This is a genomic window from Cytobacillus oceanisediminis 2691 (assembly GCF_007678455.1).
GTDB lineage: Bacteria > Bacillota > Bacilli > Bacillales > Cytobacillaceae > Mesobacillus > Mesobacillus oceanisediminis_A.
Map to the genome: position 1 here is coordinate 1 of NZ_VEEP01000005.1, position 11,853 is coordinate 11,853.

The window sequence follows — 11,853 nt, forward strand, 5'->3', positions numbered from 1 at the left end:
AGCCATTAGCTCAGTCGGTAGAGCATCTGACTTTTAATCAGAGGGTCGAAGGTTCGAGTCCTTCATGGCTCACCATTTTTAAAAAAATATGCGGGTGTGGCGGAATTGGCAGACGCACCAGACTTAGGATCTGGCGCCGCAAGGCGTGGGGGTTCGACTCCCTTCACCCGCACCATTTTTTCAAAAGCTATATATGCGGAAGTAGTTCAGTGGTAGAATACAACCTTGCCAAGGTTGGGGTCGCGGGTTCGAATCCCGTCTTCCGCTCCATAGTTCTTTAGCCGGGGTGGCGGAACTGGCAGACGCACAGGACTTAAAATCCTGCGGTAGGTGACTACCGTACCGGTTCGATTCCGGTCCTCGGCACCACCAAGTTAGCTAATATACTAAATATGCGCCCGTAGCTCAATTGGATAGAGCGTCTGACTACGGATCAGAAGGTTATGGGTTCGACTCCTTTCGGGCGCGCCATTATATTTTCTCTTTATCGGGGAGTAGCTCAGCTTGGTAGAGCACTTGGTTTGGGACCAAGGGGTCGCAGGTTCGAATCCTGTCTTCCCGACCATGCTTTATATTATATGGGGCCTTAGCTCAGCTGGGAGAGCGCCTGCCTTGCACGCAGGAGGTCAGCGGTTCGATCCCGCTAGGCTCCACCATTATATCTTAATAAAATAATTTGGCGGTGTAGCTCAGCTGGCTAGAGCGTACGGTTCATACCCGTAAGGTCGGGGGTTCGATCCCCTCCGCCGCTACCAAATTTAATCTGGTTGAACCTATTCAATCTAGGATATCCTGGACCTTTAGCTCAGCTGGTTAGAGCAGACGGCTCATAACCGTCCGGTCGTAGGTTCGAGTCCTACAAGGTCCACCATTTTACTTGTTTTGAATACGGAGGTATACCCAAGTCTGGCTGAAGGGATCGGTCTTGAAAACCGACAGGCGGGTAACACCGCGCGGGGGTTCGAATCCCTCTACCTCCTCCATAGTTTTTTATTAATATTGTCGCGGGGTGGAGCAGTCCGGTAGCTCGTCGGGCTCATAACCCGAAGGTCGCAGGTTCAAATCCTGCCCCCGCAATCTGGTCCCGTGGTGTAGCGGTTAACATGCCTGCCTGTCACGCAGGAGATCGCCGGTTCGATCCCGGTCGGGACCGCCATTTTTATTTTTTAGATACACTATTATAGTGGCTCAGTAGCTCAGTCGGTAGAGCAAAGGACTGAAAATCCTTGTGTCGGCGGTTCGATTCCGTCCTGAGCCACCTTATTTAATTTAATTAATTATATGATTGAGATATGGCGATTGTGGCGAAGTGGTTAACGCATCGGATTGTGGTTCCGACATTCGTGGGTTCGATTCCCATCAGTCGCCCCTTTTCTTAATATGCGGGTGTAGTTTACTGGTAAAACCTCAGCCTTCCAAGCTGATGTAGTGGGTTCGATTCCCATCACCCGCTCCATATATGGGCCTATAGCTCAGCTGGTTAGAGCGCACGCCTGATAAGCGTGAGGTCGGTGGTTCGAGTCCACTTAGGCCCATTTTTTATATTATTCCGCAGTAGCTCAGTGGTAGAGCACTCGGCTGTTAACCGAGCGGTCGTAGGTTCGAATCCTACCTGCGGAGCCATTATGGGGAAGTACTCAAGAGGCTGAAGAGGCGCCCCTGCTAAGGGTGTAGGTCGGGTAACCGGCGCGAGGGTTCAAATCCCTCCTTCTCCGCCATAAGGCCCCTTGGTCAAGCGGTTAAGACACCGCCCTTTCACGGCGGTAACACGGGTTCGAATCCCGTAGGGGTCATAAGGAAAGCTGTTAGCAATTGTGCTAACAGCTTTTTTTTGTACTTAAAATTTTTTCCTCCAGAGGAACCAGGTGTTCTCTTCCAACTTGTCTGCTTTTTTCCAAGATGTTGTTTAAGCAATACAGCAGGCTGCACGCACTATCAAAACAGAGTACATAGAAGCGACGATTATGGATTTATGCCAGGGTAAAGGATTGAAAAGGAAAAACTGATCACTTTAGGGGAGATATGTGCTCGGTTGCTTGGTGAAAGAGAAAAACGGGTCACAAAAGGAAGAGGTATGTTCCCGGTTTCTGGGTGAAAGAGAAAAACGGAGCACAAAAGGAAGAGATATGTTCCCGGTTTCTGGGTGAAAGAGAAAAACGGAGCACATAAAGAAGAGATATGTTCCCGGTTATAGGGTGAAGGAGAAAAACGGAGCAGATAAAGAAGAGATATGTTCCCGGTTATAGGGTGAAAGAGAAAAACGGAGCACATAAAGAAGAGATATGTTCCCGGTTATAGGCAGTAATAAAAAACGAGGCACATATCGAGAGATATATTCCCGGTTTTAGGAAGAAAGAGAAAAACGGTCCATAAACTAGTGACGAGTGATGTGTTCCTCCAATATCCGAGCCAATGAGAATTCAACCGCATAAACTTCGTAAAAAACAGATCATACAATCAACCTCAATGGCTTTACACGACCACTTAATAGTATTGCTGTATTCAGTAGGAAGTCTACGTAACCCCCCTCAGTCCTAATCACTATTCCATCATTTCCATATGAAAACGCTATCAACCGAAAAATATTTTTAATCACCATCTCTTTGCCAAACCTAATAAATTCAACCAACCCTCTCAAAAAATCATTATTCACTTTCAACTTTCGTTCTCCAAATTTCGCGTAATTGGAAGATTTAGTACATTAAAGCGCTACCATTTGCGGGCTTTTGTCGAATTACCCGCTTAACTAAGTATTATTGTCGAAAAATTAAGAAAATGTTTACAAGGAATTCTTTATGGTAACTAGAATACTACTCAAATAGGAAGTTTTATTCGTTTTTACAAAGGCAGGTGGAGGGTATTGGTGATAAATCCAACAGAGTTTGAATTGCATCTGTTCCATGAAGGGAATTTGTATCAGAGTCATAATTTATTTGGTGCGCATGTCATGAATCGAGGAACCGAAACATATACTCGATTTTGTGTGTGGGCTCCAAATGCGCTTGAAGTAAAGCTTGTTGGTGATTTTAATCATTGGTATGGAGAGAATCATAAGTTTCATAAAGTGAATAAGGAAGGTGTCTGGCAGCTTGCCTTAGAGGGTGATCTGACTGGAGCTATTTATAAATATGAGATTTTTACAGCTGGCGGGGGTAAGAAGCTTAAAGCTGATCCGTTTGCTTTCTTCTCGGAAGAGAGGCCAAATACCGCTTCGGTTGTTTATTCCCTTGATGGGTACAAATGGGGTGATCAGAAGTGGCTGCAGAAGAGGGAGGGGCGGAGCACGCTCGATGAGCCTGTGTTCATCTATGAACTGCATGTGGGTTCCTGGAAAAAGCATGATGATGGATCGTTCCTTACATATCGTGAGCTTGCAGATGAGCTGATTCCTTATATTCTTTCACATGGATACACACATATTGAGCTATTGCCTTTAACTGAGCATCCGCTCGACATGTCCTGGGGCTATCAATCCACAGGTTATTTTTCTGTTACAAGCCGTTATGGAACACCACATGAATTTATGTATTTCGTGGATATGTGCCATCAAAACGGCATTGGGGTTATCCTTGACTGGATTCCTGGCCATTTTTGCAAGGATGCCCATGGGCTGTACCAGTTTGATGGCAGTTATGTTTTTGAATACCAGCGTGAGAGTGACCGGGAGAACCTGGTTTGGGGAACAGCCAATTTTGACTTGGGAAAAACAGAGGTCCAGAGCTTCCTGATCTCGAGTGCGATTTTCTGGCTGGAGAAATATCATATTGATGGCTTCAGGGTCGATGCGGTTGCGAACATCATTTATTGGCCTAATTCAGTCAATGCAGCCAATCCGTACGGGGTGGAGTTTTTAAAGAAATTGAATAAAGCAGTGAAAGAGTTTGAACCTGGAGCTTTGATGGTCGCGGAGGATTCGACCGACTGGCCGCAGGTGACGGCTCCCGTGGAGTATGGCGGACTAGGTTTTACATACAAGTGGAACATGGGGTGGATGAACGACACATTGAAGTATATGGAGGAAGAAAGCCATAACAGGAAGCATATACATGATAAGGTTACGTTCTCCCTGCTTTATGCTTTTTCAGAGAATTTTGTGCTGCCTTTTTCACATGATGAGGTGGTGCATGGAAAGAAATCTCTTCTCGACAAGATGCCGGGCGATTATTGGCAAAAATTTGCGCAGCTGCGGCTATTGCTTGGATTCATGGTCGCGCATCCTGGAAAGAAGCTGACCTTCATGGGAACCGAATTCGGCCAGTTTTCGGAGTGGAAGGACAAAGAACAGCTTGACTGGAATCTGTTCGGGTATGAAATGCATGAAAAAATGAACCATTACACAAAAGAGCTGATCAAACTCTATAAGCGTTCAAAGCCACTGTATGAGATTGACCAGAGCTATGAAGGTTTTGAGTGGATTGACGCGGATAATCGTGACCAGTCGATTTTCTCTTTTATCCGTAAAGGGCAGAATCCGGAAGATCTGCTTGTCATCGTCTGCAATTTTACCGAGAAAGTATACCATGAATATCGGATTGGTGTCCCGAAGTCCGGGGAATATCGGGAAATTTTAAATAGCGATGCTGAGGTTTTCGGGGGCTCAGGCGTGTTGAATAAAAAAGTGCGAAAAGCAAAGGAAATAGCTTTCCATGGAAGGCCATATTCTATAGAGATGAGTATTTCTCCATTCGGAATCTCAGTTTTACGTCCTGTTATTAAAAGAAAGGGGAGAAACAATCATGCAAAAGAAGAAATGCGTGGCAATGCTATTGGCAGGAGGAAAAGGAAGCCGTCTGCACTCACTGACAAAGAATCTCGCTAAACCTGCTGTCCCTTTTGGCGGCAAGTATCGAATCATCGATTTTCCATTAAGTAACTGCACAAACTCGGGCATCCATACAGTCGGTGTATTGACGCAGTATCAGCCGTTATTGCTTAACTCCTATATCGGCATAGGCAGTGCATGGGACCTCGACAGAAAGGATGGCGGGGTGACAGTGCTGCCGCCTTATGCTGAGAGTTCCGAGGTTAAATGGTATTCAGGCACGGCAAGTGCGATTTTTCAGAACCTGAATTATCTTGATCAGTATGATCCTGAATATGTTTTAATTCTTTCAGGTGACCATATTTATAAAATGAATTATGAATTGATGCTCAACTATCATGTTGAAAAAGGGGCTGATGTGACCATTTCGGTCATAGAGGTGCCTTGGGAAGAAACTAATCGTTTCGGGATCATGAATACGGATTTTGAGCTGAGAATTACTGAATTTGAAGAAAAACCGGATGTCGCTAAAAATAATCTGGCTTCGATGGGAATTTATATTTTTAAATGGAGTGTTTTAAGGGAATATCTGATAAGAGATGACCAGAACCCGGAATCCAGCCATGATTTTGGCAAGGATATCATTCCGCTGCTGATCGAAGAAAATATGAAGTTATTTGCCTATCCTTTTAAAGGTTACTGGAAGGATGTTGGTACTGTTCAGAGCCTGTGGGAAGCGAATATGGATTTATTGGATAAGGATTGTGAACTGAACCTGTTCGACCAGTCTTGGCGGATTTATTCCGTGAACCCGAATCAGCCGCCGCAATATATTTGCCCAGAGGGGGAAGTTTCGGAATCCCTTGTCAATGAGGGCTGCAAGATTGAAGGAGAAGTTTCCAAAACGGTCGTATTCCAGGGTGTAACGGTTAAAAAAGGAGCGGTTGTAAAGGAAACGGTCATTATGCCAGATGCGGTCATCGGCCATAATTGCGTGATTGAGAAGGCGATTGTGTCGCCAGGAGTGTATGTCCCTGATGGAACAATCATCAGGCCAGATGATAGCTGCACTGAAATTACATTAGTATCGGAAGAAACAATTGGTGAATTGCAATCCAATTGAGCCGACTTCGGGAGGAAATAGAAATGAACAAACGATTATTGGGAGTAATAGATGCGACAACCGTTCACGAAGATCTTCAGGAACTGTCCCTGCATCGGTCGGTGGCGGCGATTCCCTTTGGCGGGCGATACAGGCTGATTGATTTTATCCTTTCAAACATGGTTAATTCGGGAATCGAGAGCGTGGCAATTTTTCCAAAATACCAGTATCGGTCATTAATGGACCATTTGGGGTCGGGTCGAAATTGGGACCTCAACCGAAAAAGGGATGGATTGTTTTTCTTCCCTGCATCAAATCTGAATAAAAATTATACGGGAATCGGAACATTGGATCACTTTGCCGATAACATTGATTATTTTGAACGCAGTACGCAGGATTATGCGCTGATAGCGAATTCCTATACGGTTTTCAATATGGATTTCCAGCCGTTGCTTGACTGGCATATCGAATCCGGTTGTGACATTACGGAAGTACAGAAGAATGGAAGGTCTCTAGGAATTTATCTTGTGAAAAAAACTCTGCTGATGGATTTGATCATGACAAGGAATGAAACAGGATATTCGAATATGAGGGATGCTGCCAGGGATACCAGCAGTCAGTTCCAGCTTTGTTATTACGACTATGAAGGCTATGCAGTGATGGTGGATACCATCGCTAAATATTTCAGTGTGAGCATGGATTTGCTGAAGCCTGAGGTTTGGAAGGAGTTATTCCCTAAAGAACGCCCTATTTTAACAAAGGTGAAAGATGAGCCTCCAACCCGCTATGATGTGGATGCATCGGTCCGGAATTCAATGGTCGCCAATGGCGGGCTGATTGAGGGGACGGTTGAAAACAGCATCATCGGAAGAGGTGTGAAAATTGGGAAGGGTACAGTGATCCGCAATTGTATCATCATGCAAAAGACGCAGATTAAGGAGAATTGTATATTGGACTCTGTAATAGTAGATAAGGATGCAAGAATCGAGGCAGGAACCGTGATTACAGCGCCAGCAGACTCGCCTGCTGTCATCCGTAAAGGAGCAGTACAGGGAGTGGGGAGCAGCTCGTGAAGGTATTATTCGCAGTATCGGAATGTGTTCCTTTCATCAAGTCAGGAGGCCTGGCAGATGTAGCAGGATCACTTCCGAAGGAACTGGAAAAATTAGGAACGGATGTCAGGGTGATTTTACCGAAATACGGATTGATTCCTGAGAAATTCCGCTCTGAAATGAAGAAATTGAAAGAGTTTACTGTGCAATTGGGTTGGCGCTCGCAATATTGCGGCATTGAAGCTCTTGAACATGATGGTGTTACCTTCTATTTTGTGGACAATGAATATTACTTCAAGCGGGATAGTCTTTATGGGCATTATGATGATGGGGAGCGTTTTTCCTTTTTTAGCAGGGCGGTGCTCGAGTTCATCGCCGAAAGCGAGTTTTATCCTGACGTGATCCATTGCCATGACTGGCATACAGGGATGATTCCTTTCTTGCTGCGGACAGAGTATTATAAGCGTCCGGGTTATGGATTGATCCGGTCGGTATTCACGATCCATAACCTCCAGTTCCAGGGAATCTTTCCTCAGGAAGTGCTGGGTGACCTGCTGCAGATTGACAGTTCTTATTTCAATGAGGAACAGCTGGAATTTTACGGGATGGCCAATTTCATGAAAGCCGCATTGATTTCAGCAGATCATATCACGACCGTCAGCCCTACTTACAAGGACGAAATCCAGACTGAGTATTTTGGTGAAAAACTGGATGGAATCCTGAGAAAAAGGCGTGAGGATCTTTCAGGGATCTTAAACGGGATCGACCATGATGCTTATGACCCTGAAAGCGATCCTGGCCTGGCCGCCAGTTTTGGTGTATGGGGACTAGAAAGAAGAGTGATCAACAAACTGCAGGTACAGCGAAGCTTTGGCCTTCCGGTTAATGATGATGTTCCGGTTGTTGCGATGATCACAAGGCTGACGAAACAAAAAGGCCTTGATTTGGTCAGGGAAGTCTTCCATGAAATCATGGCAACGGGAGTGCAGCTTGTTGTTCTTGGCACCGGTGACCCTGAGTTTGAGCAGTTCTTCAGGGAAATGGCTGCGGAATATCCTGACCAATGTGGCGTATATATCGGCTTTGATGAGAATCTGGCACATCAGGTTTATGCAGGATCCGATTTATTTTTGATGCCATCAAAGTTCGAGCCATGCGGATTGAGCCAGATGATTGCGATGCGCTATGGATCGATCCCGATTGTCAGGGAGACGGGCGGGCTGAACGATACGGTACAGCCATATAATGAATTCACCGGAGAGGGCAATGGTTTTACTTTTGCCAATTTCAATGCCCATGACATGCTCTTTACGATTGAACGGTCACTCTCATTTTACCGTAAGCGTGAAAAATGGCTGAAGCTGATGGCACAGGCAATGGAAACAGATTATAGCTGGGCGCAGTCGGCAAGACAGTACAAAGACTTGTATTCCGATCTCATCTCAAGGAGTGAATCGCATGTTTTCTAGTGTTCCCAAATTCAAAACCGCTTTCTTGAAAAAACTCGAGATGATGTTTGGAACCAGCTTTGAAGAAAGCTCGAGCCGGGAGCAATTCCAGACTCTCGGGCATATGATCAGGGAGCATGTGAGTTCTGATTGGATCAAAACGAATGAATTATATCGTGCTGGCGCGAAAAAGCAGGTGTATTACCTGTCGATCGAATTCTTGCTTGGGCGGCTGCTCAGGCACAATCTGATCAATTTGGGTGTTGAAGAGGTTGTGTGCAAGGGGCTCTGGGAACTGGGGATCGAGCTTGATCAGTTGGAGGAAATCGAGGCGGATGCCGGTCTTGGCAATGGAGGACTTGGCCGTCTTGCCGCCTGTTTCCTCGATTCACTTGCTTCGCTTGATTTTCCTGGACATGGCTGCGGAATCCGCTACAAGCATGGCTTGTTTGAGCAGAAGATCGTTGATGGCTACCAGGTTGAACTTCCGGAGCAATGGCTGAGGCACGGCCATGTCTGGGAGGTACGCAAGACGGATGATGCAGTGGAAGTACCTTTTTGGGGAGAGATTGAGAGCAGAATGGAAAATGGCCGGCTCGTTTTCAGACATCTGAACGCGGAGACCATCATGGCTGTTCCTTACGATCTTCCTGTCATCGGGTACCAGACCCAGACGGTAAATACCCTTCGTCTTTGGAATGCTGAGCCATCGAGATTTCCGGCAAATGCAGATATTTTCAAATATAAGAAGGATACCGAGTCGGTTTCTGAGTTTTTATACCCGGACGATACCCATGATGAAGGGAAAATCCTTCGGCTAAAGCAGCAATATTTCCTTGTCGCAGCGAGCCTGAAGGCGATTGTGAAGTCTTTTAAAAAGAAGAATAAGAGCTTGCTAGAATTCCATGACTATGTGAGCATCCATATCAATGATACACACCCTGCGATAGCGGTCCCCGAATTGATGAGGATCCTGATGGATGAAGAGGGACTAGGCTGGGAAGATGCGTGGCATATTACTGTCCAGACACTTTCCTATACAAACCATACGACCCTGGCAGAGGCGCTTGAACGCTGGCCGATCAGGATATTCCAGCCGCTGCTGCCGCGTATATACATGATCGTCGAAGAGATAAACGAGCGTTTCTGTAAAGTGGTATGGGAGCAATATCCTGACGATTGGGGCAGGGTTGAATCCATGGCAATCATTGCCCATGGCGAGGTCAGGATGGCCCCGCTTGCGATTGTCGGCAGTCACAGCATTAATGGAGTGGCGAAGCTCCATACGGATATCTTAAAAAATCGGGAAATGAACTTGTTTTATCAATTCTATCCAGAGCGATTCAATAACAAGACAAATGGCATCACTCATAGGCGCTGGCTGCTGAAGGCAAACCCTGGATTGTCCGGGTTGATTACCGATGCAATTGGGCCTGAGTGGGTAGGGGCACCGAATAAACTGGAGGAATTGATGCGTTACAAGGAGGATGCAGCCTTCCTGGAAAAACTGCATGACATCAAGCAAGAGAATAAGGAACGGCTTGCAAGGCGGATTTTGGATAAAACAGGGATTGAGGTCGACACAGAATCAATTTTTGATGTCCAGGTAAAAAGGCTCCACGCCTATAAGCGGCAGTTGTTGAATGTGCTGCACATCATGCATCTGTATAATGCGTTGAAAAAAGATCCGGAAGCGCTGTTGTATCCACGGACATTCATTTTTGGCGCCAAGGCTTCACCTGGGTATTATTTTGCCAAGAAGGTCATAAAACTCATTAACAGTGTTGCTGATAAGGTGAACAATGACCCTGTGACGAATGATAAGCTGAAGGTCATTTTCCTCGAAAATTATCGTGTGTCCCTGGCCGAGGAAATTTTTCCGGCAGCGGATATCAGTGAGCAGATATCAACAGCGAGTAAGGAAGCTTCAGGGACAGGAAATATGAAATTCATGATGAACGGGGCTTTGACACTGGGCACACTTGATGGAGCCAATGTCGAGATCACGGAAATGGTTGGCAGGGAGAACATTTTCCTGTTCGGATTGAGTGCAGAGGAAGTGCTGGATTACCAGCATAACGGAGGCTATCATTCGCTGGAGTACTACCACCATGATGAACGGATCCGGGAAGTCGTTGACCAGCTGGTTAATGGATTCTTCCCTGATACAGAAAACCATTTTAATGAAATCTATGATTCCCTGCTGGGGCATAATGACCAGTATTTTTTGCTTAGGGACTTTGCTTCCTATGCTAAGGCACACGGGGAAGTCAGCCGGAAATATTTAAACCGTGGCGATTGGCTGCAGATGAGCCTGGTCAATATCGCCAAATCCGGATATTTCTCCAGCGACAGGACCATAAGGGAATATGCGGATGAAATCTGGAAAGTCCAGTCTGCTTTGAAACTATAGAATAAGGCCAAACCGATGACGGTTTGGCCATTTCTTGTTTTCTCAAAATCCTTTTACAAGATCAATAAGCCAGTGCCAATCGTAATCAATACCGCACCTGCCACGGTCGAGCGTGTCGGTTTTTCTTTTAGTATGATGAAGCTCAGGATCATCGTCAGGACGACACTGAACTTATCGATCGGATTGACGATACTTACCTTTCCGATTGCGAGTGCAGCGAAGTAACAAAGCCAGGAGAAGCCTGTAGCTGCACCAGATAGAATTAGAAAGATGTATGATTTCCTTGAGATGTTCTTCAATTCCTTTACAGTCCCCTGAAAAAAGACAATTCCCCATGCAAAAATGATGATTACGACAGTACGGATGAAGGTGGCCACATTGGAATCGACGTCTTCAATCCCGATTTTTGCGAGAATATTGGTCAACGCTGCGAAAACAGCAGACATGATGGCGAGGAAAAGATACGATTTCATGTTGAATACCTTTTTTCTCTCGGTATTTTTCTTTTCCTTTTTTCCAATCAATACGAAGGTACCTATCGAAATGATGATGCCCCCTGCCACAACAGGCATTGTAGCAGGTTCCCTGAGGATGATGAAAGAAAGCAGGATCGTCAGCAATACGCTTGATTTATCAATCGGGACAACCTTGGAAACATCACCAATCTGGATTGCTTTGAAAAATGCCAGCCAGGAAAGGCCAGTTGTCAATCCTGAGAGAATAAGGAAAATCAGTGATCTCGCAGATACTGTCATTATATTGTCCGTCTGCCCTGTAATCACCACCATTAAATAAGCCATGATAACGACCACCACAGTCCTGACAGCAGTGGCCAGGTTGGAATCGACATCCTCAATGCCAATCTTGGCGAGAATCGCTGTAAAAGAAGCAAAAAGTGCAGCAAGCAGAGCAAGAATAATACTCATTTTCTATCTCCGTTTCTATATTATTTAGTCTTAGTTTGAGACTCTGCTCGGAGAATATTCTTGTGCCTAAGCTGAACGACTTGATTTGTGCCTTATGTTTCAGAATGGTGAAAAAAAACCTCAGTTCACTTAATGAACTGAGGCTTCTTC

Annotated in this window: 6 protein-coding genes and 18 tRNA genes; 23 read left to right on the plus strand and 1 reads right to left on the minus strand. The window is 45.5% G+C overall.

The annotated features are described in order from the left end of the window. Positions 1–90 precede the first annotated feature (90 nt). From FS736_RS11010 to FS736_RS11120, 23 genes are all read left to right on the plus strand, one after another. Positions 91–175 (plus strand) — tRNA-Leu (locus tag FS736_RS11010). Positions 176–195: 20 nt separating this feature from the next. Further along, positions 196–270, plus strand: a tRNA-Gly gene (locus FS736_RS11015). A 10-nt stretch (positions 271–280) separates the two neighbouring features. Beyond that, positions 281–369: transfer RNA gene (locus FS736_RS11020), tRNA-Leu, on the plus strand. 25 nt (positions 370–394) lie between these two features. After that, positions 395–471 (plus strand) — tRNA-Arg (locus FS736_RS11025). A 17-nt stretch (positions 472–488) separates the two neighbouring features. Next, a tRNA-Pro gene (locus tag FS736_RS11030) sits at positions 489–565 on the plus strand. 15 nt (positions 566–580) lie between these two features. Continuing rightward, a tRNA-Ala gene (locus tag FS736_RS11035) sits at positions 581–656 on the plus strand. Between the two features lie 22 nt (positions 657–678). Next, positions 679–755 (plus strand) — tRNA-Met (locus FS736_RS11040). A gap of 39 nt (positions 756–794) precedes the next feature. Next, positions 795–871: transfer RNA gene (locus FS736_RS11045), tRNA-Ile, on the plus strand. A 19-nt stretch (positions 872–890) separates the two neighbouring features. Continuing rightward, positions 891–983: transfer RNA gene (locus FS736_RS11050), tRNA-Ser, on the plus strand. Positions 984–1,003: 20 nt separating this feature from the next. Further along, positions 1,004–1,077, plus strand: a tRNA-Met gene (locus FS736_RS11055). Between the two features lie 3 nt (positions 1,078–1,080). Then, positions 1,081–1,156: transfer RNA gene (locus FS736_RS11060), tRNA-Asp, on the plus strand. Positions 1,157–1,185: 29 nt separating this feature from the next. After that, positions 1,186–1,258: transfer RNA gene (locus tag FS736_RS11065), tRNA-Phe, on the plus strand. A gap of 37 nt (positions 1,259–1,295) precedes the next feature. Continuing rightward, positions 1,296–1,368, plus strand: a tRNA-His gene (locus FS736_RS11070). Positions 1,369–1,382: 14 nt separating this feature from the next. Continuing rightward, a tRNA-Gly gene (locus FS736_RS11075) sits at positions 1,383–1,456 on the plus strand. 5 nt (positions 1,457–1,461) lie between these two features. Then, positions 1,462–1,535 (plus strand) — tRNA-Ile (locus FS736_RS11080). Between the two features lie 13 nt (positions 1,536–1,548). After that, a tRNA-Asn gene (locus FS736_RS11085) sits at positions 1,549–1,623 on the plus strand. 4 nt (positions 1,624–1,627) lie between these two features. Next, a tRNA-Ser gene (locus FS736_RS11090) sits at positions 1,628–1,718 on the plus strand. Between the two features lie 3 nt (positions 1,719–1,721). Further along, a tRNA-Glu gene (locus FS736_RS11095) sits at positions 1,722–1,793 on the plus strand. Positions 1,794–2,860: 1,067 nt separating this feature from the next. Beyond that, positions 2,861–4,819 carry a 1,4-alpha-glucan branching protein GlgB gene (glgB, locus tag FS736_RS11100; RefSeq protein WP_144476971.1) on the plus strand — a complete coding sequence of 653 codons (1,959 nt, stop codon included), beginning with the start codon at positions 2,861–2,863 and terminating at the stop codon, positions 4,817–4,819. Further along, positions 4,737–5,885, plus strand: coding sequence for a glucose-1-phosphate adenylyltransferase (locus FS736_RS11105; protein ID WP_144476974.1), 1,149 nt, complete (start codon positions 4,737–4,739; stop codon positions 5,883–5,885). The genes glgB and FS736_RS11105 overlap by 83 nt, the downstream gene beginning before the upstream one ends. 23 nt (positions 5,886–5,908) lie before the next feature. Continuing rightward, positions 5,909–6,937 (plus strand): GlgC family sugar phosphate nucleotidyltransferase, encoded by a 1,029-nt coding sequence (locus FS736_RS11110; RefSeq protein WP_144476977.1) that lies wholly within the window; start codon positions 5,909–5,911, stop codon positions 6,935–6,937. Then, positions 6,934–8,385 (plus strand): glycogen synthase GlgA, encoded by a 1,452-nt coding sequence (gene glgA, locus FS736_RS11115; RefSeq protein WP_144476980.1) that lies wholly within the window; start codon positions 6,934–6,936, stop codon positions 8,383–8,385. Before FS736_RS11110 ends, glgA begins: the two co-directional genes overlap by 4 nt. After that, positions 8,375–10,777: a glycogen/starch/alpha-glucan phosphorylase gene (locus FS736_RS11120; protein ID WP_144476983.1), complete on the plus strand. Its 2,403-nt coding sequence runs from the start codon at positions 8,375–8,377 to the stop codon at positions 10,775–10,777. The genes glgA and FS736_RS11120 overlap by 11 nt, the downstream gene beginning before the upstream one ends. Positions 10,778–10,830: 53 nt before the next feature. Here the strand turns inward: FS736_RS11120 and FS736_RS11125 are convergent, their stop codons facing one another. Beyond that, positions 10,831–11,703 (minus strand): EamA family transporter, encoded by an 873-nt coding sequence (locus FS736_RS11125; RefSeq protein WP_144476986.1) that lies wholly within the window; start codon positions 11,701–11,703, stop codon positions 10,831–10,833. Positions 11,704–11,853 lie beyond the last annotated feature (150 nt).